This is a genomic window from Clostridium sp. UBA4548 (assembly GCF_002387895.1).
GTDB lineage: Bacteria > Bacillota > Clostridia > Clostridiales > Clostridiaceae > Clostridium_J.
This window is the reverse complement of the sequence record NZ_DGLI01000006.1, coordinates 43,165-68,641: the sequence shown is the minus strand read 5'-3', so window position 1 is coordinate 68,641 and position 25,477 is coordinate 43,165. Positions and strand designations below refer to the sequence as shown.

Genomic DNA, 25,477 nt, shown 5'->3' with positions numbered 1-25,477 from the left:
AAAATTTCCTTGCTATTTCCATTGTTTTACTTGTTATTAAGTAGTTCACGTCTTAACATATCCAAAATACTTATAGTAGCTCTTTCTCTTATTTTTTGCCTATGTCCAGTTAAATTTAACTCTCTTGTAATTACCTGACCCTTATAGCAAATTCCTATATAAACAAGTCCAACTGGTTTTTCTTTCGTTCCTCCACCTGGCCCTGCTATTCCTGTAGTGGCTAAACCAATATGGGCACCAGAAGTTCTGCAAATACCTACAGCCATTTCTTCGGCTACTTCATGACTAACTGCCCCAAAGTTTTCTAGAGTTTCTTCTTTTACTCCTAGTCTAGAAACTTTTGCATCATTACTATAAGTTACTGTACCTTCAAGAAAAGCTGCTGATATTCCTCCATAATTTATCAATCTAGCTGCTACCATTCCTCCTGTGCAAGATTCTGCTGTAGCTATAGTTAGCTTCTTTTCCAATAATAAGTCCCCTAAAACTTCTTCTAAGGAGGTATTTCCTTCTCCATATACATTGTCACTTAGAATTTCTCTTATGCGCACTTCCATAGGACCAATTATTGCCTTAGCTTTTTCTTCGTTCTCTGCCCTTGCTGTTATTCTAAAAGTTACTTCCCCTTCTTTTGCGTAAGGCGCCACTGTTGGATTCTCGTTATCTAATAAGGCTCCTAGCATGTCCGCTGCTGCGCTTTCACCGATACCAATGACTCTTAAAACCTTTGATACCAGTATATCCTTACTATACTTCTTTAAATATGGGATTACACTTTCTTCAAACATAGGCTTCATTTCTCTTGGTGGTCCTGGTAGCATTATAAGGATTTTTTCCCCTTCTTCAATTATGCATCCTGGGGCAGTACCATTATTATTTTTTAAAACTATAGCATCACTTGGAAAAAATGCCTGCTTTTTATTACTTTCAGATACAATTCTATTAGATCTTTTAAAAATATCCTCAATATACTTAAAAGACTCTTCATGTAGTACACTGGTCTTTCCAAAGTATTTAAAAGCAGTTTCTTTAGTTAAGTCATCCTTAGTAGGTCCAAGTCCTCCTGTAGTAATGACTAAGTCAGCCCTAGAAAATGCAAGAGCATAGGCCTCTTTTAGCCTTTCTGGATTGTCACCAACCACTGATTGGTGATAAACAAAAATTCCAATATCACTTAATCTTTTTGCTATGTACTGAGCATTCGTATTTACAATATCCCCAAGTAATATTTCAGTACCAACTGCTAATATTTCACATCTCATATTATTCCTCCCATATAAAGGTAAGCTCTAATCCTTAGGGATTAGAGCTTGAACTTTTATTTAAACACACTTTGTAAACTGTTAAAAATGTTCTTGTTTTCTTTAATTTTAGCATCATTTCCGAGAACAGCAAAGAAATTTTTATTCATAACATCCTTTAGTAGCTGATCAAAAGATTTAATGTCTTCTGTTGTAGTTTGAAGCACTTCTTCTCTTTCTCTTAACCTATCTTCCTTAGTAATTCCTCTTATATACATGCTAACAGCCTTTTCTCCCTTCATTGAAGGTGTAAGAGGTGAATCGAGCTCACTAATAGTTCCTATGATATACTTAGTCATTTCTCTATCAGTGGTATCAAAAGTTTCTATATAATTCACAACCTTATCATAGGCTTCTAGTGTTTCTTTTAGGTTTGGATCTCTATAAGACACAAAGGCAAGGTTACCACTTCTCACTAGATTTGCAAATCCCCCATAAGCTCCACCTTGAACACGTACTCTATTCCAAAGATAGTCGAGACTCATAATAGTTTTTAATACTAACAGTTTACCACTATACTCATAGCCAAGTCTTCTAAAATTATAGCCCTTAGCTACATATTGAACATTAGAAGGAGTTAGTAATCCTTCATTCTTAGGAATTTCTGTGAAAGTATATTCTTCCTTAGAAATTTTGTTATTGTTAACAGAGTACAGTATTATATCCACGTTATCTTTAAGTACATTGTACTCTTCCTCTTCACCAGTTACAGTAACAATTAGGTTATCCTTATTGAACACTGTTTTCATAACCTCGTAAAGTTTAGAAATAACCCCATCAATTCTATCATCATAATTTTCTTCTATATCTTCTAAGAATTTATAGTAGTCATATCCAACAGTATGCTCTAGATATAAGGATGCAGGTGAGAAATATGACGCAAGTCTCAAGGATGCTACAATATGTCCTCTTTCAATAAGTCTTCCTTCTATTCTAGATTTTAACATTTGAACTATTTCTTTTATTCTTTTCTTATCTTCAAACACTGTACTTTTTATAATTTCCCCAACTAACTCTAAAGCTCTTGGAACTTTATCTATCACAGCTTTGCAGTGCCCCTGTAAGAATGGATGATACTTAAGTACATCCTTATCATCACCATAAACTTCCGATTTAAAGTATATTCCCCCTGTATTAATTAATATTTCGTTAGAAAGGTCTATATAGTTACGCTCCTTTGTATCTACTTTTCCTAATAAATTTGATAAAAGGCTAATATAAGGTATATCTTCTTGTTTTATTCCCTCAGTTTTAAACATAAAGCTTATATATGCAATCTTACTTGTAAAAGTTTCATGATGCAGAACTTTAACACCATTTTTCATAGTTTCTATGATTTCCAGATTCTCAACCTTTTTATCTATATCTTCTAAAGATAGCATAGGTATAGTTTCTAGGACTTCCTCTGAATCTGGAGTATTTTGCCTCTCCATAAGAGATTTAGTTTTCTTTATTATATCTTCTATACTCTCTTCACTTAACCCTTCCTTATACTTCTTAAGCTTCTCTGAAAGAGCTTTTTCTTTTTCCTCAGCTAGACCTTTTTTAGGTTTTAACACCAACAAAGAAGAATGGTTATTGTTTAAAATATATTCTTTAATTAGGTCCTCGAAATAGTTTGAAGTAAGGGCTGTTTTCATTTTCTTTATAGTATCCTCATACTTCAAGTGAATTAATGGACACTGATCATATAACCAGCTATCCATAGCTGTTATATAATAGAATAACCCCTTTGGAAATCCTTGTAAATCAGCTTCTCTTAGCTTAAACTCAGTAATATTAATACAAGCTTCTATAAGTTTTTTATCTATGCCCTTATGAACTAAATTACTTAAAGTATCAAAAACTATGTTTTTAAACTCTTCTTTTTTACTTTCTTCACTATTTTTTACTACAACACTAAATAAAGGTTGAAGAATTCCATTGTCAAAACTTCCGTAAACATCCTTACCTATACCTGCATCCAAAAGAGCCTTTTTAAGTGGAGCTCCTTGAGTCTCAAGAAGTAAGTACTCAATAATTTCTAAAGCCAAATGTATTTCTGGATCAGTAGCTTTTCCTGTAACAAAGTTTAGCGCTAAGAAGGTTTTTTCCTTATCACTATCTTCAGTAGAAATAGAATACTCTTCAGTAAATTCCTTCATTTCATTATAAGGTTTTTGAACTTCTATTGATGACTCTATAGTTTTTAGGTCAAAATTGCGTAAATAATTATCATTGATAAAGGTTAATGCATTATTTAAATCCAAATCTCCATATAATAAGATATAACTGTTTGATGGATGATAATATTTTGTATGGAATCCTAAAAACTCTTCTTGAGTTAAATCTGGTATATAATCTGGATCTCCACCAGACTCAAATCCATAGGTATTGTCAGGAAAAAGAGTTTCTTGAATTTTTCTCATTAGCACGCCCTCTGGTGATGAGAATGCGCCTTTCATTTCATTATATACAACACCTTTATATTTTAAATCATCCTCTTTATTCTCTAATTCGTAATGCCATCCTTCCTGCATTAATATTTCAGGTTGGCTATATATGTTAGGATAAAATACTGCATCTAAGTACACATCCATTAAATTGAAAAAGTCCTTTTCATTCTTGCTTGCTAATGGATAAATAGTTTTATCACCAAAAGTCATAGCATTTAAAAAGGTATTAAGAGAACCCTTTATAAGTTCTACAAAAGGCTCTTTTGTAGGAAACTTCCTTGAACCACAAAGTACACTATGTTCTATAATATGAGCTACCCCTGTGCTATCCTGTGGCGGTGTTCTAAACCCTATTGAGAACACTTTATTATCATCATCATTTTCTAAGTGTAAAAGCCTTGCACCACTTTTTTCATGTTCAAATACCCTAGCTACTGAATTAATTTCATTGATATGCTCTATATGTTTTAGATTAAAACCATGATATAGACCACCTATTTTATACTCCATAATTTTCCTCCTTGTATACTTTATAACTACTAGCATCTTATTAAATTATATATCTATATATTACCTAAGTAGGTTAACCCTATTCAAGTTTACCTATTCCTTCAAATAAGCCTATAAAAGTCTTCATTAGCTTATAAAAAATAGGACATTTAATGTCCTATTTTTAGGTAATTAAAATCAAACCATACCAAAATCTCACTTGAGTTGCTTAAAACCATTTTTACATAAATGAAATTAAACACTTTCAAAAAATCTTTAAATATTAACTATAGTATCGTAGTAATAATCTTCCCTAGCGTGCTCACAAAATTTAGCTCATCTCCATTAAATTCCTTCACTTCTGAAGATACAGATAAGTATAAAACTGCCAACACCTTATCACCTTTTTTAAGTGGAATTACCATAAGAGATTTCCACTCTGGTATTACTGTTATGGAATCATACTCACTTATATTATCCCAATCTATAGAGCAAATATTTTCTCCTGAAGCTATAGCGTTATAGATTATATTTTCATTAAAATTCTCTAAGGCTTCCCAATTTTGGGAAAACTGTTTTCTTACAAAAGTCTTAGCTATATTACCCTCATGAACCATAAATAAACCTATACTTTCAGCCTCTGCTATCTCACTTACCTTCCCCAAGATTTTATATATTTTATCCTCGAAAGAATTGCTTTCATTTACTAAGTCTACAACTTCTATTAAGGTAGAAACATTTCTAAAATCACCATTAGTACTACCTGTCAAAATTCCACTCAACTTATTAGTTGTATTACCTTTTAGAGAGTAACTTTCATTCCATACCTTAAAAGTATTTCTTCCACTATTTTTTGCAGCATAAAGGGCTTGGTCAGCTTTTTCAATTAACTCTTCATAGACCACTGTATGGTAAGGATAGTTTGATATTCCAAGACTTATAGTAACATCTCTCTTATCACCCAATATCCTTTCCTGATGAATTTTTAATCTAATTTTTTCTGCAGCTTCTTTTGCACCTTCTATATCAGTTCCAGGAAGTATTACAATAAACTCTTCTCCACCATATCTTCCAATTAGATCTGTTTGCCTCATATTATTTATTACTACCTCACAAACCCTCTGCAACACCTTATCTCCTGTCCTATGTCCAAAAGTATCGTTAACGTCCTTAAACTTATCTAAATCAAACATAATTAAAGAAAACTGGGAATTAACCTCACTAGATCTTTCTATTTGATTTTGAATAGACTTCTCAAGGTGCTTTCTTGTAAAGGCTCCAGTTAGTTTATCAATGGTGGAGCTAATCTTAATATTATGCTTATCTATTATAATACCTAGTAACTTGCTAATCCTCATACATTCTTCTAAAGAGTCTTCACTAATATTATTAAGAATTCTTTCTGATTCCACATAAACATATCCAAGCACACTATCACTATAGTGATATATATCAGAGTTTCTTCTATGCTCACTAACCACCTGAACTTTAGAATCTATGATTATAGGAATGCACATAGTTGCTCTGGTATTACTGCTTGAGATCTTGCAGCTTTTCAAGTTTAACCCTTCTAGAAAATTCTCTTTACTGACAATAGGTTTTAGGGAATCTCCGCACCTTTGAATGATGCTTAAATCCTTTGGTAACTCATTATCTTTGTTGCTACTTACTAAGACTTCAAATTTTTTATCTTTTTCTATAATTATACTAGCTTTTGCTGCTAAAGTAGTATGGCTAATATATTGAACAATAAGCTCCATATTATTTATATTATTATAACCTAGTCTATTGACTAACCCTTCTATACCCTGAATGTCCTCTCCAGAAGAAAAGGACCACAATTTCTTTAAAGACTTTATAAAACTTTTATTCTTTAAAATTTTGTTATTATTTAAGTAATTAAATAACACTTCAATATCCCCTTCATTGGTTAAGGAGATTGAACTTGCATTTATTTTAGAGAATAACTTTCCACTCTCAAAGTAATTTTCTATATCCATAAATCTCAAGAAGGGCTTAGTCATATTATTGTTATTGATAAAATTTACTCTGTACTCTTTTGGCACTTGAAGTACTAAGTCAGAAGCTAATCCACAAGCCTCAAAGTAATAAGTAGCAGCATAGGAATACTCCTTATCATTAAAATAATAATTTCCTATTTCCGAATATATTCTCCATAGTATTTGAGCTTGCTCATACTTCTTACAGAGCTCTATGGCTTTAGTTAAGCCTTCAATATTTAGCTTGTTGTAAAGAGTACTTTCCATATATATTTTATTACATATAATTCTGCTACTATCACTATTAAAGTTTTCTTTCTCAATATACTCATGGATAGTTTTTGCTTCCTTTATATGATTAGTATCATTTAGAATGATTGCACTTTCATATAAAATACTTAGCTTTTCATTGATATTTGTAATATTTTTACTAATATCTATTACCCTCTGAGAAATATCCAGACTATAATCTTCTTTAATTAAAAACTCATTAAATAAAGATAATACCTCTAACTCCCATTTCAATATTGAGTCTGAGTACTCATAGATTTTTCTTGCTTTTTCTATATAACTACTGGCCTTTTCCTTATCACCAAATGAGAAGTTTATCTTAAAAGCTAGAAGATAATATGGTACTACTTCTTGCCCTTGGCTAGGCCATTTTTCTAATTGCTCACTACAAAGAGTATAATATCTGTACGCCTCTCCATAGTTACCGAATTTATAATATATACTTGCCAAGTAGGTATAATCATAAAAAATCATATTGCTATAATCATATTGTTTGGCCTTATTAATAGCTTTAATAAAATAGTTATAAGCAGTATTATATTGTTGTAACATATAGTGAGTAAACCCTATATTGCTTAAAGCTATTATTTCATTATAGATATCATTGTCTTCCCTACTTAATTCATATACTTGCTTGAAGTAAGTAAGTGCCTGTTGATTGTCTTGGAGGTAATCACTATAAATTACCCCTAAATTGTTCACGCATCTAACTATCCCATTTGTGTAATTAGTGTCATAGCATTGCTGTAAGCAGCGCTTGATGCTCTTTAGTGCTTCATGAGTTTCACTATTAACTATAAGTAAGTTACATAGAAAAGTATTAAATATCACCTTATGATTTAAATGTTCTTCATCGCAAAGGGATATTCCCTCCATACAAGCTTTATAAACATCATCATAACTTTGCTCTGAAAAATATCTTTGACAAAGAATCTTTAGATAGCTTAACTGACCCTCTTTATAATCAATGTGCTCTAATAAATATCTCGCTTTTTCTATATAGGAGTTAACTCTATCTTTATTGCTGGTAGAAATAATAATATCTAGAATTCTAAAAATTATATCTATTTGTTGTTTTAAAAGTTTATACTCTCCAGCAATTTTTTCTCCTTTACCATAGTACTTTAAAGCTTCATTTCTATTACCATCCTCTAAATAAAGATCTCCAATTTTTAATAATAAGTTCAACTTATTTGTGCTACAATGGCCTTCATAGATTAAGTTCTCTTCCTCCAACAACCTTGCAGCTTTAGAAAGGTTTCTTATAGCCTCTTCTCTATTTTTTAGAGTTATCATTATTTCCGCATTTTCCATATAGTAATATAAGAGCTTGTTGTGTTGTTCTGATTTTTCTAAATGATAAATAAGTTCACTAATAAAGCCATTATTATTTTCCTCATAATACTTACCTAGTATTTCTGATGCTAGTCTATGCTTTTTCTTTTTCTCTTCTTTCTCTATAGTTTCATAAATATAAGCTTTTAAAAATCTATTATAGAAATCATAAACAAAGCCTCTATCTTCAATTTTTCTGCATAACAATCCCTTTATTATAAGATTATCAATTATGGCTGAGATTTTTTGAACATCTTCACTAATAAATTCCCTCATAACTTCTATAGAAGCCGGGTTCTCAAATATAGCAATAGTAGAAAGGATTTCCCAAGATACAAAATCTAGCTTGTCCACCTGATTCTTATAAGCTTCGTACATATTTTGAGGAAGAAAAAAGTTGTCATCATCTACTCTATACCATTTTCCCTGATCTTCCTTTATATAAATCATTTTTCTGGCAAATATATCTTTTATGGTTTCTTCTATGAATAGTGGATTTCCCTTAGTATGACTATATATATCTTCTGGAAACTTAGTTGAAATTTCTCCTGTATTTAAAACTTGTTTCAACATAAGTCCTATTTGATCACTGCTTAAGGGCTTAAGTAAAAATTCAAGTTTAACATTGTCCCTAACCTTTTGCAAAAATTCTATAAACTTTTTATTCTCTAAACATTCACCATCTCTATATGATAGTAAAATCATAATTTTTGAAACTTTATTATATTTACTAATCACATATAGGAAAAAGTCTATGGTAAATTCATCTGCTTTATCTACATCATCTATTATAATAATGCCCTGCTTGTCAGCAAAAAACTCTCCTATAAAAGAAGCAATCTTGCTGATAATTTTATATTTCTCCTTATTTCCCTTTAATGGATTAACAGTTACTACATTTTTCTTATCTGCAATCTCTGGTAAAAACTTTACCAACTCTTGAGCATACTTATTTATTAGTTCCTTATTAGCCAAAGGAACCATTTGTTTTAATATATCCACAAGAGGTTTATTAGAATACTGATTATTAATTTTCACATTATCAAAAGAACTCAATACATAGTCTTCTTTTAAGGATAGTATATATTGTATATGTTTTAGTAATCTTGTCTTTCCAATACCTACTTCCCCATGTACTGTAGTAACTTTTTTCGATGAATCATATTTAAATATAGAATCCTTAATGGATAAAATTGAAGAAATCTCTTCCTCTCTTCCAATAATTCTTATATCAAAATTTAATTTTTCTAATTCATTTTTATCATATACCTTATAATTTGTTCCATAAATACTGTTTATGCTAAATATAATTTCTTCTATATTTTTATATCTGTTTTCTGGTTGAAAATCTATCATTTTTAGTATTATTGTATAAAGCTTTTTTGTAAATACTTCTTTGTATTCATTGCAACTACAACTCTGAAAGTTGCTAATAATCTCAATTATCTGTCTATTATCCTTATATAATCCCTTACTTTTTAAAGCTAACACTATAAGAATTACACCTAAAGAATATATTTGGGCTGAAAGACTTAAGCTTTCACCCCTTATATATTCTGGTGCATTGAATAAGTTGATTAGTTCTACTTCTGAACTAAATTGGCTTTTCTCTAGTTCTGTGGTTATAATATCCTTTAACTTAATATTAAAATCTTTATTTTTAATATATATATTATCAATATTAAGTTCATTGTATGGCTCTCCTGATATCCAAAAGTAATTTGTAGCCTTACATATATTAATAAAATAATATAGCAGGTTTATATCTTTTATTATATGAGTGCTATTTAGTAGCTTCTCGCTTTCTTCTATAAATTCAGTAGTATAATAATAAGTTCTATAATAAGACTTTTTATTATCTATTTGTTTTACTATGCCAAACTCAAGAACCTCTATCATATATGGATTATTTAAACTTCCTAAGCTTTCAAAATTTACAGTGCAAAAATCAATGAATTCCTTAGGTACATGTTTAGAATTGAGAATATAAAGTTTTACAGTGCTAAAGCCTTTTTGAATATCTATAGCTTCATAAACTGAGCATAATCTATTTTGTTTCAAATTATTTACAACTCTGTATCTATTATTGATAATATCCACTTTATCTCAACCCTTCCCATATAATACCTTAAGAATATTGTAACACAGCTTTGTAAAAAAACAAATTAAATTACCATTTTTTCTATTATTTACCTTTTATCTATGTGAGAATTTCATACCCATCTTCTGTTACTCTTATAGTATGCTCCCATTGAGCAGATAAAGACCCGTCTTCAGTAACTGCAGTCCAATCATCTTCTAGCACGGTAGTTTCAGGTCTTCCCATATTAATCATTGGCTCTATAGTGAAAATCATATTTGGAAGTAATATCATTCCTTCACCCTTTTTGCCTAGGTGTGGTACAAAAGGCTCTTCATGAAACTCATTTCCAATTCCATGTCCACCGTAATCATATACTACAGAATATCCATGACTTTCAGCATGAGTTTGAATAGCATAACCAACATCACCTAAGGTATTGTATGGTTTAACTTGTTTTATTCCTAAGTCTAAACATTCTTTAGCTACTTTAACTAGGTTTTCTGCTTCTTTTGTTGCATTTCCTATTATGTAAGTTCTATTAGCGTCACCATAGTACCCATTTAAGATACAAGTTACATCTACATTCACAATGTCTCCATCTTTTATAACCCTATCCTCACTAGGAATTCCATGACAAACCACCTCATTTATTGATACACAGGTGCTCTTAGGAAAACCATGGTATCCTAATGGTGCTGGATATGCTCCATGCTCTACAGTATACTCATGAACCCACTTATTAATGTCCTCAGTAGTTATTCCAGCCTTAATTCGATCTCCCACCATATCCAGTACCTCGTGGGTTAATTTGCAGCTTTTCCTTATTCCCTCTATATCCTCCTCTGTTTTTATGCTTTCTCTTGGGATTTGGTATCCCACTTTAGCTTCTAATTTTGTTATAAACTCGTCTTGTTCCATATGACACTTTTTATATTTCTTGCCACTTCCACACCAACATATATCGTTTCTATTTATCTTATCCATATTAATTCCTCCAATACTGATTCTGTTACATATTATTACTTGTGATATAGTATTCTTCATAGCTTTAGGTAATATTAAAAATTTCTTCATTTTCATTATAGTATAAAATATTGGAAAAAACAAAAATATAAGATGGAGTATTTACCCCATCTTATATTTTAGAAGTGATATATATAGATATATCTATTAGCTTTATTTTGTAACAACTTTAAGTATTCATATAAAGATACATTTTTCCTATTTGCAGTATGCTGAGCTACAAATAAATCATATCTGTTAAGAGCTACATTATATTCTTTTGCATGTATCACTTGAGAATGATAAGGAAGGTTGTTTTTTTTAGGATCTCCATACTGAATTACATCACCTATTTCTAAATAGTCATATAAATCCTGAAAATTTATAAGTGCATCTAGCACAATTAATTCCCTGTATTCTCTTGCTGCATTTCTTCCAACTCCATTTTCATTTCCCCAGTATTTTCTAAAGTACCTAGCACTTCTCCAAGTTAAGGAGATTTTGTTCAAATTTTTTGCATCCTTTGTATAGCAAAACCAATGGTTAAAATTTGTATAATCCCGCCCCTTCATTATCATTCCCCCAGCTTTTAGTACTTGGGATATAAAATTGGTGCAATCATCCTCCTTAAAAAGAGGATATTCCTTAATGTTAGGGGATTCTGCATAGGCCTCTGCATAAGCCTTAGCTGCACTTCGATTATATACAGTAATTTGCCTATTGATTATTTCATCATTAAGTAGAGGTGTAATTATGGCATCTTTTATCCGCGTTAAAAGTTTTTTTCTTTTCATAATTCCCCTCCTACCTTAAATATAATTACTTATAAAAACTTACCTATAAAACCTAAAAAATAATTAGTTTACTAACTATATATGCATATTTATTATATTTGATAGCATTTTTTGTTGTTTTTTTATATTTTATTCTCTTTCCTTAGCAATAAAATATAAAGACACTAACCCTGCTCCTGTATGACTTGCAACCGTTGGTCCTTCAAAATTTATTAAGCACTTTTCCACATTGCCATTTTCCCTACATAACTGTTCAAGATGAAGTGCATCTTCTAGGCAATCTCCATGTACTATACTAATAGTTTGCATTTCCTTCTTATCTGTTCTTTCAATAAACTTTTCCGCTAGAGTTGCAATTGCCTTCTTACGACCTCTTACCTTCATCAATGGCGCAAGTTTTCCTTGCTTATCCATATGAAGTACAGGCTTTACATTTAATAAAGTACCTACTGCTGCTGCAGAGGAGGAAATTCTTCCTCCTCTTTTCAAGTGATTTAAATCGTCAACTGTAAAATAGTGATTAACTTTCATCTTAGTATTTTCAGCAAAACTTATAATTTCTTCCTTTGATTTTCCTTTTTTGATTTTTTCGTAAGCTAAATAACACAATAAACCAAGACCTAAACTTGCACATAGGGAGTCAATAACGTTAATATCTGCTTGTGGAAATTCTTCTTTTATATTAAGTGCTGCCCTTCTTGCACTATCAACAGTTCCTGTAAGTCCAGAAGAAAGTCCTATATAAATAACCGATTTATTTTCTTCTACTAATGGCCTAAAAATTTCCTCAAATCTAAACACATTAATTTGAGAAGTGGTAGGCATTTCTCCTTCCCTTAACCCCTCATAAAACTCTTTTATATTTAAAGTTTTTCCAAAATCATCTTCTACATCTTTTCCTTTAAAGTGACATATTATAGGCGCTCCTATAATATTTTCTTGTTCTATAAATTCTAATGGTAAGGCGGAAGCTGAATCCACCACTAAAACTATATTTTTATTCATATTAATTCATCTCCTCAAACTCGACATAATTATCTTATATTTAAATATGATTATTTTTAATTTTATTTTCTCTTATTTTATCATGAATTCCATATTAAGTAAAATTTAACTTGTAATAATTAATTATTTTTCAGAAAATATTTATATTTTACGCCTACTCATTACCCATCACTAAATTAACCCAAAAGAAAATAAAAAACCTTGAAGAATTTTAATTCCACAAAGTTTTCTTTTTATCTTAGGATCAAATAATAAATAAGTTCATATTGTTAGATCTTATCCTCTATAAATTCTCCTATTTTTCTAAATTTATAATAGCGTTTAGTAAGTAAGGAATCTATAGGTTCACTATTTAGCCTTATTAGGGATTCATGTAAGTTTTTACTAATAGCCTTCGAAGCCTTTTCTAAATCTGCTTGTGCCCCGCCTAAAGGTTCTTTAATCACTCTATCTATTATCTCAAAGTTTAATAAATCCTTTGATGTTATCTTCATCTTTTCTGCCGCTTCTCTTGCCTTAGTGGCATCCTTATAAAGAATACTTGCAAACCCTTCTGGAGAAAGAATTGAATAAATAGAGTGCTCCAGCATCCATACTTCATCCGCCACAGCAAGGGCTAAGGCTCCACCGCTTCCACCTTCACCAATAACTATAGAAATAATTGGACACCTTAAGATACTCATCTCCATTAAGTTTTTAGCAATAGCTTCCCCTACACCTCTTTCTTCTCCTTCAACTCCACAAAATGCACCCGGTGTATCTATAAAAGTGATCACTGGTCTTTTAAACTTTTCTGCTTGTTTCATTAGCCTTAAAGCTTTTCTGTATCCTTCTGCTTTAGGCATTCCAAAGTTCCTAGCAATATTCTCTTTTGTATTATTTCCCTTTTGGATACCAATAATTGTTACAGGTATTCCTTTGAATTCTCCAATTCCACCTACTATGGCAGCGTCATCTCCATAGTTTCTGTCACCTTTTAATTCTATGAAACTATCAAATACTTTTTCTATATAATCTAGGGCGGTTGGTCTAGAAATTGCTCTTGCAATATTCACCTTATCCCAAGCTGTAAGCTTTATTTTTATGTTGTTTTCCATATTCACCACTCCTATAGCAAATGCTATATTAACTTCTATGAAGCCTTAGTAATTTTCCTAAGGTTTCCTTAAGTTCATTTCTCTTTACTATTCTATCTACAAAACCCTTCTTTTGAAGGAACTCTGCCTTTTGAAAATCAGCGGGAAGACTCTCTTTAATAGTTTGTTCTATTACTCTTCTACCTGCAAAGCCAATTAATGCATTAGGCTCAGATAATATTATATCCCCTAACATAGCAAAGCTTGCAGTAACTCCTCCTGTAGTTGGATCCGTAATCACAGTAATATAAAGAAGTCCTTTCTTATTATGAATTGATATAGCACTTGAGGTTTTTGCCATTTGCATTAAAGAAAATATTCCTTCTTGCATTCTAGCTCCTCCTGAGCATGTAAAAATAACTATTGGGAGCTCTTTTTCTGTAGCAAATTCTACTGCTCTAGTGATTTTTTCACCTACTACACTACCCATACTTCCCATTAAAAATCTACTATCCATCACAGCTATTACAGTATTATTATTATTTATTTTACCATAACCTGTAACTACAGCTTCCTCAAGCTCTGTAGACTTTTTCAGTTTTTCTAACTTTTCTTCATACCCGTTAAAATCTAGTGGATTTGAGCTAATAAGTTCTTTGTTAAGTTCTATAAAAGTTCCACTATCAATGATTTGTTCAATTCTTTCTCTTGCTGTTAATCTAAAATGATAGTTACAAAGATTACATACCTTTTGATTTTCTTCCAAATCATTTTTATAAAGAATCTTTCCACAGCCTTCACATTTTACCCACAATCCATCTGGAATTGTGGGCTTATTTTCTTCACCTTGTGGATTATTTTTCACTTCAATGTATACATTCTTCTTAAATAACCTTTTAAGTTCCAACATATTAATACCTCTCTTAGGTTATATATAGAGAACTATTTTTAAGTAAATCTACATAGTTCTCCTAACATTACTTGTTAATTTTTTATCTTATAAGTTTATAATATTACACTTTAAAATTTTTATGATAACCTATCCCTAATTATGACTATATATTTTAAAGTATATACATTATAATTTTAGTTCACTACTTATAAAACTTGTGTCAAAGTCTCCACTAATAAACTTTTCATTTGATAAAATCTCAAGATGTAAATCAATATTAGTGTGAATTCCTTCTATAATAAACTCACTTAATGCTCTTTTCATCTTATTTATTGCTTCATTTCTATCTTTACCATGAACAATAAGCTTTCCAACCATGGAATCGTACACCGGAGGTATTTTATATCCTTGGTATACTCCTGAGTCTAGTCTTACTCCATTTCCTCCAGGAATTAATAAACTTTTTATCTCTCCTGGGGATGGCATGAAGTTCTTATAAGGGTTTTCTGCATTAATTCTACATTCAATTGCATGCCCTCTTAAAACAATATCTTCTTGAGTAAAACTTAAAACTTCACCATAAGCTACTTTAATTTGTTCTTTAATCAAATCTACTCCTGTTACCATTTCTGTTACAGGGTGTTCTACTTGTATCCTTGTATTCATCTCCATAAAGTAGAAGTTTAAATTCTTATCAACTAAAAATTCTATGGTACCTGCATTTTTGTACCCTATAGCCTTAGCTGCTCTGACTGCAGTTTCTCCCATTTCTTTTCTTAAAGCTTCAGTTAGCACTACAGAGGGAGCCTCTTCTAGTACCTTTTGATTTTTTCTCTGCACAGAACATTCTCTTTCCCCAAGATATGCTACATTCCCGTAGCTATCTCCTATTATTTGAATTTCTACGTGCCTTGGCCTCTCAATAAATTTTTCTATATACATAGAATCATCATTAAAGGACGCTTTTGCTTCGGTTTTTGCAGTGTTGAATTCCTTTATTACATCCTTTGAATCTCTTACAATTCTAATACCTTTTCCTCCGCCACCTGCAGAAGCTTTTATCATTATGGGATATCCTATGGAGTTTGCAATTTTTAAGGCCTCTTTTTCATCTTTTACAATTCCTTTTGAACCAGGTACTACTGGTACCTTAGCTTCTATCATTATTTCTTTAGCCTTAGACTTATTTCCCATGTTTTCAATATTATCTGAAGATGGTCCAATGAATTTGATATTACATTCTTCACACATCTTTGCAAACTTGGGATTCTCTGATAGAAATCCAAAGCCGGGATGTATAGCCTCAGCACCTTTTAAAATTGTAGCACTTAATATATTTTTATCATTTAAATAACTATCTCTTGATGGGGCAGGACCTACACAAACCGCTTCATCAGCTAATTGGGTATGAAGTGCATCTTTATCAGCTTCTGAATAAATTGCAACAGTTTGTATTCCCATTTCTCTACAAGCTCTAATTATTCTAACCGCTATTTCTCCTCTATTTGCAATTAATATCTTCTTAAACATACTATTACCATCCTAAATTAAAATTACATCCCTACAGCAAAGGTAAGTTCACACTCACAAGCAACTTCTCCATCTACTGTAGCTAATGCCTTTCCAATTCCTACAGGCCCTTTCATCTTGATTATTTCAACCTGTAACTTTAATGTATCTCCTGGAACTACTTTCTTTCTAAATCTAGCTTCCTTAATGCCTCCGAAATAAGCTATCTTTCCTCTAAATTTTTCTGAATGTAAAAGGGCAACTGCTCCTACTTGAGCTAGTGCCTCTACTATTATTACTCCAGGTAATACTGGTTCTTGTGGAAAGTGACCTTGAAAGAAATACTCATTCATGGTTACATTTTTATATCCTACTGCACTTTTACCACTTTCTAAGGATTCAATATAATCTACGAATAAAAAAGGGTATCTATGAGGAATAATTTCCTGTATTTGTTTTATATCTAAAGCAATATTTTTCATAACTTATCTCCTAAAGCTTTATTTTGAATAGGGGCTCACCATACTCTATCATTTGACCATTCTTACCTAAAATTTCTACTATAGTTCCCTCTACTTCACTTTCTATTTCATTCATAAGCTTCATAGCTTCAACTATGCAAAGTACAGTTCCCTTTCCAACTATATCTCCCACTTTTACATAAGGCTCTGAGTTTTCGCTAGGAGAAATATAGAAAGTTCCTACCATTGGAGATTTAACTATATATAAATTCTCATCTTCTACCTCTTTTTTAGGAACTTCTTTTTCATTTGATGAAGTATTTACTTCTTCCTTATTAATAATATGATTACAATCTACACTAACAGAACTTTCTTTTTCCTCAACCAAATTAGATTTATCTACTGTTGTTTCACTTAAAACTACCTTTGTTGAATTCTTGCTCATTCTTATCTTAATTTCACTAGTTTCAACTTCTAGTTCTTTTACTGTAGAATCACTTAGTGCTTTTATAAGCTGCTCTATAGATTTATAATCCATGATTATTCCTCCCACTTCTTAAATAATAATGTAGCATTATGTCCACCAAATCCTAAAGAATTGGACATAGCATATTTAAGTTGCGCATTTCTTCCCACGTTAGGTACATAGTCAAGATCACATTCTTCATCCTTCTCTATAAATCCAATAGTTGGAGGAATAAATCCTTCCTGTAATGCCTTAACACAAACAATAGCTTCCACTGCTCCTGCTGCTCCTAAAAGGTGTCCTATCATTGACTTTGTAGAACTTACTGGAATGTCATAAGCCTTTTCTTTAAAAAGATTTTTAATTGCTATAGTTTCAAATTTATCATTATATGGAGTGCTTGTTCCATGAGCATTAATGTATGAAACCTGATCTAAGCCAATTTCTGCTTCTTTCACAGCAATTTCCATAGCTTTTCTAGCTCCCTCACCATCATTAGCTGGCTGAGTTATATGGTAAGCATCGCAAGTAGTTCCATATCCAACAATTTCACCATATATTTTTGCATTTCTCTTCTGAGCATGCTCTAAACTTTCAATAACTAGTATTCCTGCTCCTTCACCCATTACAAATCCATTTCTTTCTTTGTCAAAAGGAATAGAAGCTCTTTTAGGATCTTCACTTCTGCTTAAAGCTGTTAGTGATGTAAATCCTGCCACTGCAGTTTCAGTAATTGGTGCTTCGCAGCCCCCAGCAATCATTATATCTGCTCTATCTGCTTTAATCATTTCAAAAGCTTCTCCAATGCTGTTAGTACCTGTAGCACAAGCAGTTACTACTGATAAACAAGGTCCTTTTGCATTATATTTTATGCCAATATGACCACTAGCAATATTAGCAATCATCATTGGTACCATAAAAGGAGATACTCTATTAGGTCCTTTAGCAAGAAGCTTGCTATGCTCATTCTCTAAGGTATAAAGTCCACCAATTCCTGAGCCTACTACTATACCAAATCTTTCTGAATCTACTGAATTAACATCTAGTTTTGCATCCTTTATAGCTTCTTCACTAGCTACCATTGCATATTGAGTGTATTTATCCATTCTCTTGATTTCTTTTTTATCTATTGCAACTTCTGGATTAAAGTCTTTTATTTCTGCTGCTAGCTTTACCTTGAAGTTTTCTGTGTTTATCGTCTTAATAAAATCGATGCCACAAACCCCTTCTTTAACTCCACTCCAAAACTTATTTACATCATTACCTATAGGAGTTACAGCTCCCATTCCTGTAATTACAACTCTTTTTCCCATTTAAATTCCTCCTAATCCTACATTACCATTCCGCCATCAACATGGACAACTTGACCTGTAATATAACTTGCCATGTTTGATGCTAAAAATACAGCGAGATTTGCTACATCCTCACCTTTTCCAAAAGCCTTAAGAGGTATGCCATTTAGCATTGCTTCTTTAACCTTATCACTTAAAACCTCTGTCATATCACTTTCAATGAATCCAGGGGCAATGGCATTTACTGTTATTCCTCTTGAACCAACTTCCTTAGCAAGAGATTTCGTAAATCCAATTACTCCAGCTTTAGAAGCTGCATAATTTGCCTGACCCGCATTTCCTATAACCCCTACAACAGAAGAAATATTTATAATTCTTCCACCTTTAGCTTTTATCATTTTAGAAATTACTGCCTTTGATGTATTAAAGGTTCCTTTAAGATTTGTGTTTATAACTGAGTCAAAATCTTCCTCTTTCATTCTCATAAACAGTCCATCTTTCGTTATTCCTGCATTATTAACTAAAATATCTACAGAACTTAACTCCTCTATAGTAGTATTAATTAAGTTTTCTGCATCCTTAAAATTACTAATATCACCTTTGACCTTTATAGCCCTAACTCCATAGGCTTCTATTTCCTTAACTAAATTATCTGCAAGTTCTTCATTGCCTCTATAATTAATAACTACATTAGCTCCATTTTGGGCAAAGGCTAATGCTATTGCTCTACCAATACCTCTACTTGCTCCTGTTATAATTGCATTTTTTCCCTTTAACATATTCTACTCTCCCCTAATGTAATTATAGGCAGTTAAATCTTAAAGATTTCATTAGAACTTAACTGCACTTGAAATTTTTTAATGAACTTTATTATATGACTCTCACTTTGTCCTATGGTATATACTTAATTTCAGTGAGAGTCAAAGCTAAAGCTATCCTATAAAAGTTGTTGGGACTTTTATTGCAAAGCTTCTAAAACTTTACTTAAGGAAGCTAAATCTTCTACATTATATACCTTTAAGGCTCTATTTACTTTCTTTACAAATCCACTTAAAGCTTTTCCTGGTCCTACTTCTATGAAGGTATCAACACCTTCATTTATCATTGTATTTATAGATTTTTCCCATTGTACTGAACTTTTAACTTGATTTTTCAGTATATCTTTTAAATTTTCTATCTCTTCTAAAGTCTCACCAGTTAGGTTCGGTATAAACTTAATGTTAAATTCATTAAAGTTTACCTTATTTAATTCTTCTCTTAATCTATTAGAAGCATTTTCTAGCAATTCAGTATGAAAAGCGCCACTAACAGGGAGTTTAATTACCTTTTTAGCTCCTCTTTCATTTAAAAGCTCTATAGCTTTGTTTAGAGGTTCTATTTCCCCGGCAATTACAATTTGTCCTGGGCAGTTATAGTTAGCTATAGAAATTACCCCTAAGTCCTTGCACTCATTGCAAACTTCTTGAATAATTTCCTGTGAAACCCCTAAAACTGCAGCCATTTCCCCCTTATACCTATCACTATCTTCCTTCATGAAGCTTCCTCTTTTTTCTACCAACACTAAAGCCTCTTCAAGGGAAAGTGCTCCACTGGCAACAAGAGCTGAATACTCACCAAGACTTAGTCCTGCTACCATCATGGGTTTTATCCCATGTTTTTTCAAAACTTCTAGAGCTGCTATAGAAGTAGTTAAAATTGCTACCTGTGTATTATTTGTACTCGTTAACTCTTCCATTGGACCTTGAAAACATAGGTCAGATATATTTCTTCCTAAAATTCTATCAGCCTTATTAAATACTTCCTTCGCCTCAGAAAAATTATCATATAATTCCTTTCCCATGCCCACATATTGAGCTCCTTGTCCTGGGAATATAAATCCAACTTTTCTCATATTATCCTCCAAAATTAACTGAAGAAATCTTTTCTAAAACTTCCTTAGCACCTTCTACTAAATCTTTTAAAATTTCTTCACAACTTTCTTCTTTTTTTATTAATCCAGCTATTTGACCTGCCATAACTGAACCATTATCTATATCTCCTTCAACAACAGCTTTTCTTAAAGCCCCTGATCCTAACTTTTCAATTTCTTCAAAAGATGCTGCTTGTTTCTCTAGGTTAACAAACTCTCTTGATAACTTATTTCTAAGAACTCTTACAGGATGACCTGTGCTTCTTGCTGTTACCACAGAATCTATATCTTTTGAGTCAATAACCTTTTTCTTATAGTTTTCATGAACATTACATTCTCTTGCTATTAAAAATCTAGTTCCAACTTGAACTCCTTGCGCTCCTAACATAAATGCCGCTGCCATACCTCTTCCGTCTCCAACACCACCAGCAGCAATTACAGGAATATTTACACTATCCACTATTTGTGGAACTAATGCCATAGTAGTTAATTCTCCAATATGACCTCCAGCTTCCATTCCTTCAGCAATAACAATATCTGCTCCGCTTCTTTCCATTCTTCTTGCTAAAGCAACTGAGGCAACCACTGGAATTACCTTAATATTATGACTTTTCCACATATCCATATATTTTCCAGGATTTCCAGCCCCAGTGGTAACTACCTTTACACCCTCTTCACATACTATCTTTGCTACTTCATCTGCATTATCACTTAGTAGCATAATGTTCACACCAAAAGGCTTATCTGTAAGTTGTTTTGCTTTTTTAATTTCTTTCCTTACATTTTCAGGAGTATTATTACCTGCTGCAATAATTCCAAGCCCTCCAGCATTAGACACTGCACTAGCTAAACTGCTATCTGCAATCCAAGCCATTCCGCCTTGAATAACAGGATATTTTATTCCAAGTATTGAGCATATATCTGATTTAATCATGTTTACCTCCTATGGTTAAGGCCAGATAGTACTTCCATCTGACCTTAAATAATGAACAAGTTAATTTTGTTCATTAACCTTGAAAGGATAATAAATTCCTTCCAAAATTAATATTATGCTACTGACCTCCACTTAAAGAGAATTAGAGGTTTCTCTTTCTAAGCTAAGGTTTAATTCTTATTCTTCAACCTTAGACTTCACGTAATTTACTATATCTCCTATTGTTTTAATATTTTCAATATCCTCATTTGGAATTTCAATATTAAATTCCTCTTCTAAGCTCATAACAATTTCAAATATTTCTAAAGAGTCTACTCCTAAATCTTCTGTAAAAGTTGATTCTATTTTTACTTCCTCTACTTCCATAGATAACTGATCTGCTATAACCTTTTTAACTTTTTCTAATACCATTTTAAATTCCTCCTCAAATTTGTTTATATATGATTAAGTTTTGTTTTTATCAATTATATATTTTTACCTGTTACTTTATTTAAAAGCCTTTATTCCAAGTTATTAGTGCACTTCCAAAAGTAAGTCCACCACCAAATCCTATAACTACAATTTTATTACCCTTTTTAAAGGCTCCACTTTTATTACCCTCATCTAAAGCAATTGGTATACTTGCCCCAGAGGTGTTTCCAAATCTATTTAAATTAATAATAAACTTTTCTAAAGATACGCCTATTTTCTTGCTAAAGGCTTCTATCATTCTAATGTTAGCTTGGTGTGGAACTATAAAGTCAATATCTTCCTTCTTTAAATTTGCATCATTTAGAATTCTATTGAATTCACTTTCCATAACCTTTACAGCAAACTTATAAATTTCTTTTCCTTCCATAGTTACCTTACTATTTACAGGTATTGCATCCATAATAAATGGATTTTCTAAGGCTACTGACCCACAGGTTAGTGCTTCCCATTTCTCGCCTTCACTTTTACAATTAATATAAGATAGTCCATCAACAGTGCTTTCCTTTAAAACCGCTGCACCTGCCCCATCTCCAAATAGTATGCTAGTACTTCTATCTTCCCAATTTATTATCTTAGATAAAACCTCAGCTCCAATAATTAATGCTGTTTTAAACCTGCCTGAAGCCATAAAACCTCTAGCAATATCTAATCCAAAAACAAAACCACTGCAAGCAGCATTAATATCAAAGGCCATAGCATTATGTGCTCCAATATTTTTTTGAACTTTACAAGCTACTGAGGGAACTAAAGAGTCAGGGCTGCAAGTAGCTACAATAACAAGATCAATTTCTTCAGCCTGCAAATTGCTGTCCTTTAAGGCTTCTAAAGCAGCTTTTGTTGCAAGATCTGAAGTTTCCTCTCCTGTTGAGATGTGTCTGCTCTCTATTCCAGTCCTGGATACTATCCACTCATTAGAAGTATCCATTATAGTTTCTAACATTTCATTAGTAACCATATGTTTTGGAGTATAAGAGCCTGTTCCTATAATTTCTATATTTCTCATCTCTGCCTCCTTACTTGCCATCTAAGTGATACTTAGATTTAAAAAATAAATTTAGCTTTTCTAAGGATTTAATTAAAATCCCTTCTTCTTCCTTACTTAATCCATTTATAGTTTCCTCAACCATTGTTTGATGGAACTTTTGATGAATTCTATAAGCAAGTTTTCCTTTTCTAGTGAGGGCAATCATTACTGCTCTCCTATCTTCTTCGCCTCTTTGTCTTTCAACATATTCTTTTTTCACAAGTTTATTTATAGCAGTGGTTAAAGTACCTACTGTAATATTTAAGTCTTGAGCAACCTCACTCATAGTTCTTGATCCATACATTCCAATAGCTTCTATTGTATGTATTTCTGTTATTGATAAGTCATTAAGAACTCCTTCCTTTAGAGCATTTTGCTCTATTTGAAGGATATCATTAAAGGTTTCTACCAATAATTCATTTAACACTTTTTTATTTGAAGAAGGTGATAACATTTTTAATCTTCTCCTTTACTTTGACAATCAAATATTTTGATAATCAAAGTATATAACTAATAAAACTATATGTCAATATGGTTTTTATTAGTACAGAAATTTTTTGTAATAATTTTACATAAGAATTTCTGTAATTAACTACTCTTTTATTGGCATTAACTATTTTCCCTGATCTATATCAGTAAACTCTTTTCATATATTTCCCACCAATAAATTTGGTTGAAATCTTAATTTTTCAGAAAAAAATAGACTATCAGTATTTACTAATAGTCTATTTTTGGGGTCAAGGGGTAAGGGTTTATATTTATAGGTAACCAAATTACTATTTTATAAATTTTATTTGGTTCCTTGTTAGCTTTTACTTCTTAGAATATTAATACTTTATCCTAAACTTATATTATGCTCTTTCTATATTGTATATATAGTCATCTTCATTGTTTGTTTCATAGAATTTATATCCTTCATTTACTGAACTTACAAATCCTTTTAAATATATAAATCTTAAGCTATAAAATAAGTTTATAGTTGCACCTACTCTATCAAAATTACCTCTATGAACACAAGAAGTGTTTATCCATCTCACTACATCTTCATCTGCTTGGATTAGTTTTTGCACTCTGTCACAGGGCATACCCTCAAGAATATAGTTATTTAAAGTTGAAAATATATCCTTAGCATTTTCAGGACTTTCCTTGTGCTTTGCTATTTCACCTTGCTTAACTCCATTATTGTAAAATATGCCTTCTGCAATTTTTAGTGCATCATCTCCATATTTATCAATAAATCTTGACAAAATAATAGCTACTCTGCTTTCTCCATTTTGAATCTTATTTTGAAGCCACCCATGAATATTTCCTAAATCTATTAATTCATCGATAGATTTTGTTCTGTCGATAAGCTCTCCAAATTCCTTTGTTTCTTCAACTATTTCTCTTGCCTCTTCACCATAAACTTCAAGGTACTTATTTCTTAAATCTATTTCTATATCTTGGAACATAAGTATTTTATTAAATAACCAACTATGAATTGGTGCTAAAAATGCGCTCATATAACTATTCTCCTTTTCACTCATATTATTTTATAAAATTCATTCTAATAAAGGTTTAAAATTTTACTTAGTAATTTTTCTTATAGTTATATGATAATCTAAATTTAAAAATTTATCCGTAACCTATGTTACAATATGTATAATTAATATTGTTTATTACTTCCATATTTAAGTGGATCCACAGGGTTTCCATTTATCTTTACTTCGAAATGTAGATGTGGTCCTGTACTATCTCCTGTACTGCCTACGTCTGCGATATGATCCCCTCTTTTTACTTCTTCTCCACTATTAACATAAAGTTTATTGCAGTGAGCATAAATTGTCTCCATTCCATTACCATGATCTACTTTTACAACTTTACCATAACCCTTAAGTGTTCCTGAAAAGGAAACCTTACCATCAAGAGCTGCTTCTACAGGTGTTCCTAAATTTGCAGCTAAGTCTATACCCTTATGCATAACACCATCTCTCACTCCAAAGGAAGAGGTTAGCCACCCTATTGTTGGAGTGTGTAAGGCACTATTCAAAGTAACCATTTTATTTCGTACAGAACTTATTACTGGTACTGCCTTGCTTTCTTTCACAATTGTAAAAGATACTATATTTTTTTTATTATTATTGTTGTACTCTACTATTTTATTACTTAAAGTTTCAGCGGTATTTAACTGATTTTCATCACAAGTTATCTTTTCATAAGTTATCTTGTTATTTATGATCACAGTTTTTATTTCACTTATTTTTGCCTTAGCCAGATATCTTTCCTTCACTATTTCTATGGCTTTATTTCCAACCTCCTCATTATTTACAACTCCAACTTCTACTCCATCAGATTTCATAATGAGTCCATCCACTTCATTACTTGTCACTTTATTATCTGCAGCTCCAGTATAAATTTTGTTACTATTTGACATAATCATAAGAGTAATAAAGATTATAGTTACAATTACTATAAATATTTCCTTACTTATTGATTTAATGTTTACCATATTATACCTCCATATCTCTAGTGATAATATTCCCTTCATGAGGTAATTTTAAACATAAGTCATATATTCTTAATTTTTTTCCCTTGTTTTCTGAGTATATGTTATACTATGATTAAGTCATCTTTTTAAAAATAACTAGTCAGTATGATAGTTTATTTTGTATTCTATACTGATGAAAGAGCCTGTTTCTTCATTGGCAAATTCATACTTATAGCCACAA

20 protein-coding genes are annotated in these 25,477 nt (G+C 31.5%); all 20 read right to left on the bottom strand.

What is annotated here, in order from left to right; translation table 11 throughout:
* Positions 1-26: 26 nt before the first annotated feature.
* Positions 27-1,262: a competence/damage-inducible protein A gene (locus B3040_RS02825; protein WP_291569973.1), complete on the bottom strand. Its 1,236-nt coding sequence runs from the start codon at positions 1,260-1,262 to the stop codon at positions 27-29.
* 56 nt (positions 1,263-1,318) lie between these two features.
* A complete protein-coding gene (locus B3040_RS02820; protein ID WP_291569971.1) occupies positions 1,319-4,246 on the bottom strand; it encodes an insulinase family protein in 2,928 nt (975 codons plus the stop codon).
* A 266-nt stretch (positions 4,247-4,512) separates the two neighbouring features.
* Positions 4,513-9,951 carry a diguanylate cyclase gene (locus B3040_RS02815; RefSeq protein WP_291569969.1) on the bottom strand — a complete coding sequence of 1,813 codons (5,439 nt, stop codon included), beginning with the start codon at positions 9,949-9,951 and terminating at the stop codon, positions 4,513-4,515.
* Between the two features lie 100 nt (positions 9,952-10,051).
* Positions 10,052-10,918 (bottom strand): type I methionyl aminopeptidase, encoded by an 867-nt coding sequence (gene map, locus B3040_RS02810; protein ID WP_291569967.1) that lies wholly within the window; start codon positions 10,916-10,918, stop codon positions 10,052-10,054.
* Between the two features lie 158 nt (positions 10,919-11,076).
* A complete protein-coding gene (locus B3040_RS02805) occupies positions 11,077-11,730 on the bottom strand; it encodes an amidase domain-containing protein (RefSeq protein ID WP_291569965.1) in 654 nt (217 codons plus the stop codon).
* A 129-nt stretch (positions 11,731-11,859) separates the two neighbouring features.
* Positions 11,860-12,735, bottom strand: coding sequence for a DegV family protein (locus B3040_RS02800; protein ID WP_291569963.1), 876 nt, complete (start codon positions 12,733-12,735; stop codon positions 11,860-11,862).
* Between the two features lie 269 nt (positions 12,736-13,004).
* Positions 13,005-13,832: an acetyl-CoA carboxylase carboxyltransferase subunit alpha gene (locus B3040_RS02795; RefSeq protein WP_291569962.1), complete on the bottom strand. Its 828-nt coding sequence runs from the start codon at positions 13,830-13,832 to the stop codon at positions 13,005-13,007.
* A 28-nt stretch (positions 13,833-13,860) separates the two neighbouring features.
* Positions 13,861-14,721, bottom strand: coding sequence for an acetyl-CoA carboxylase, carboxyltransferase subunit beta (accD, locus tag B3040_RS02790; protein WP_291569960.1), 861 nt, complete (start codon positions 14,719-14,721; stop codon positions 13,861-13,863).
* 168 nt (positions 14,722-14,889) lie between these two features.
* Complete coding sequence (locus B3040_RS02785) at positions 14,890-16,233, bottom strand: acetyl-CoA carboxylase biotin carboxylase subunit (protein WP_291569958.1); 1,344 nt, start codon at positions 16,231-16,233, stop codon at positions 14,890-14,892.
* 23 nt (positions 16,234-16,256) lie between these two features.
* A complete protein-coding gene (gene fabZ / locus B3040_RS02780; RefSeq protein ID WP_017415114.1) occupies positions 16,257-16,694 on the bottom strand; it encodes a 3-hydroxyacyl-ACP dehydratase FabZ in 438 nt (145 codons plus the stop codon).
* Positions 16,695-16,704: 10 nt separating this feature from the next.
* Positions 16,705-17,211 carry an acetyl-CoA carboxylase biotin carboxyl carrier protein gene (gene accB, locus B3040_RS02775; RefSeq protein WP_291569955.1) on the bottom strand — a complete coding sequence of 169 codons (507 nt, stop codon included), beginning with the start codon at positions 17,209-17,211 and terminating at the stop codon, positions 16,705-16,707.
* Between the two features lie 2 nt (positions 17,212-17,213).
* On the bottom strand, positions 17,214-18,452 hold the full coding sequence (gene fabF, locus B3040_RS02770) for a beta-ketoacyl-ACP synthase II (protein ID WP_291569953.1): 1,239 nt from the start codon (positions 18,450-18,452) through the stop codon (positions 17,214-17,216).
* Between the two features lie 17 nt (positions 18,453-18,469).
* Entirely contained in the window at positions 18,470-19,210 is a 741-nt protein-coding gene (fabG, locus tag B3040_RS02765; RefSeq protein WP_291569951.1) for a 3-oxoacyl-[acyl-carrier-protein] reductase, read from the bottom strand.
* Positions 19,211-19,389: 179 nt separating this feature from the next.
* Positions 19,390-20,322: an ACP S-malonyltransferase gene (gene fabD / locus B3040_RS02760; protein WP_291569949.1), complete on the bottom strand. Its 933-nt coding sequence runs from the start codon at positions 20,320-20,322 to the stop codon at positions 19,390-19,392.
* A 1-nt stretch (position 20,323) separates the two neighbouring features.
* A complete protein-coding gene (fabK, locus tag B3040_RS02755) occupies positions 20,324-21,274 on the bottom strand; it encodes an enoyl-[acyl-carrier-protein] reductase FabK (protein ID WP_291569947.1) in 951 nt (316 codons plus the stop codon).
* A 177-nt stretch (positions 21,275-21,451) separates the two neighbouring features.
* The gene (gene acpP, locus B3040_RS02750; RefSeq protein ID WP_291569945.1) at positions 21,452-21,685 is read right to left on the bottom strand and encodes an acyl carrier protein; all 234 of its coding nucleotides are present in this window, start codon (positions 21,683-21,685) and stop codon (positions 21,452-21,454) included.
* Positions 21,686-21,764: 79 nt separating this feature from the next.
* Positions 21,765-22,748, bottom strand: a complete 984-nt coding sequence (locus tag B3040_RS02745) for a beta-ketoacyl-ACP synthase III (RefSeq protein ID WP_291569943.1) — start codon at positions 22,746-22,748, stop codon at positions 21,765-21,767.
* A 10-nt stretch (positions 22,749-22,758) separates the two neighbouring features.
* Positions 22,759-23,223 (bottom strand): MarR family winged helix-turn-helix transcriptional regulator, encoded by a 465-nt coding sequence (locus B3040_RS02740; protein WP_291569941.1) that lies wholly within the window; start codon positions 23,221-23,223, stop codon positions 22,759-22,761.
* Between the two features lie 397 nt (positions 23,224-23,620).
* Positions 23,621-24,271 carry a hypothetical protein gene (locus B3040_RS02735; RefSeq protein WP_291569939.1) on the bottom strand — a complete coding sequence of 217 codons (651 nt, stop codon included), beginning with the start codon at positions 24,269-24,271 and terminating at the stop codon, positions 23,621-23,623.
* 143 nt (positions 24,272-24,414) lie between these two features.
* Positions 24,415-25,257: a M23 family metallopeptidase gene (locus B3040_RS02730; protein WP_291569937.1), complete on the bottom strand. Its 843-nt coding sequence runs from the start codon at positions 25,255-25,257 to the stop codon at positions 24,415-24,417.
* Positions 25,258-25,477: the final 220 nt, after the last annotated feature.

What these genes read in the sequence shown, in the direction of transcription:
- acpP (WP_291569945.1), bottom strand. Translation starts at nt 21,685, where the DNA reads ATGGTATTAGAAAAAGTTAAAAAGGTTATAGCAGATCAGTTATCTATG.
- fabZ (WP_017415114.1), bottom strand. Translation starts at nt 16,694, where the DNA reads ATGAAAAATATTGCTTTAGATATAAAACAAATACAGGAAATTATTCCT.
- fabF (WP_291569953.1), bottom strand. Translation starts at nt 18,452, where the DNA reads ATGGGAAAAAGAGTTGTAATTACAGGAATGGGAGCTGTAACTCCTATA.
- fabG (WP_291569951.1), bottom strand. Translation starts at nt 19,210, where the DNA reads ATGTTAAAGGGAAAAAATGCAATTATAACAGGAGCAAGTAGAGGTATT.
- accB (WP_291569955.1), bottom strand. Translation starts at nt 17,211, where the DNA reads ATGGATTATAAATCTATAGAGCAGCTTATAAAAGCACTAAGTGATTCT.
- B3040_RS02730 (WP_291569937.1), bottom strand. Translation starts at nt 25,257, where the DNA reads ATGGTAAACATTAAATCAATAAGTAAGGAAATATTTATAGTAATTGTA.
- B3040_RS02825 (WP_291569973.1), bottom strand. Translation starts at nt 1,262, where the DNA reads ATGAGATGTGAAATATTAGCAGTTGGTACTGAAATATTACTTGGGGAT.
- B3040_RS02740 (WP_291569941.1), bottom strand. Translation starts at nt 23,223, where the DNA reads ATGTTATCACCTTCTTCAAATAAAAAAGTGTTAAATGAATTATTGGTA.
- B3040_RS02800 (WP_291569963.1), bottom strand. Translation starts at nt 12,735, where the DNA reads ATGAATAAAAATATAGTTTTAGTGGTGGATTCAGCTTCCGCCTTACCA.
- fabD (WP_291569949.1), bottom strand. Translation starts at nt 20,322, where the DNA reads ATGAGAAAAGTTGGATTTATATTCCCAGGACAAGGAGCTCAATATGTG.
- fabK (WP_291569947.1), bottom strand. Translation starts at nt 21,274, where the DNA reads ATGATTAAATCAGATATATGCTCAATACTTGGAATAAAATATCCTGTT.
- B3040_RS02820 (WP_291569971.1), bottom strand. Translation starts at nt 4,246, where the DNA reads ATGGAGTATAAAATAGGTGGTCTATATCATGGTTTTAATCTAAAACAT.
- B3040_RS02745 (WP_291569943.1), bottom strand. Translation starts at nt 22,748, where the DNA reads ATGAGAAATATAGAAATTATAGGAACAGGCTCTTATACTCCAAAACAT.
- map (WP_291569967.1), bottom strand. Translation starts at nt 10,918, where the DNA reads ATGGATAAGATAAATAGAAACGATATATGTTGGTGTGGAAGTGGCAAG.
- B3040_RS02795 (WP_291569962.1), bottom strand. Translation starts at nt 13,832, where the DNA reads ATGGAAAACAACATAAAAATAAAGCTTACAGCTTGGGATAAGGTGAAT.
- accD (WP_291569960.1), bottom strand. Translation starts at nt 14,721, where the DNA reads ATGTTGGAACTTAAAAGGTTATTTAAGAAGAATGTATACATTGAAGTG.
- B3040_RS02735 (WP_291569939.1), bottom strand. Translation starts at nt 24,271, where the DNA reads ATGAGCGCATTTTTAGCACCAATTCATAGTTGGTTATTTAATAAAATA.
- B3040_RS02785 (WP_291569958.1), bottom strand. Translation starts at nt 16,233, where the DNA reads ATGTTTAAGAAGATATTAATTGCAAATAGAGGAGAAATAGCGGTTAGA.
- B3040_RS02805 (WP_291569965.1), bottom strand. Translation starts at nt 11,730, where the DNA reads ATGAAAAGAAAAAAACTTTTAACGCGGATAAAAGATGCCATAATTACA.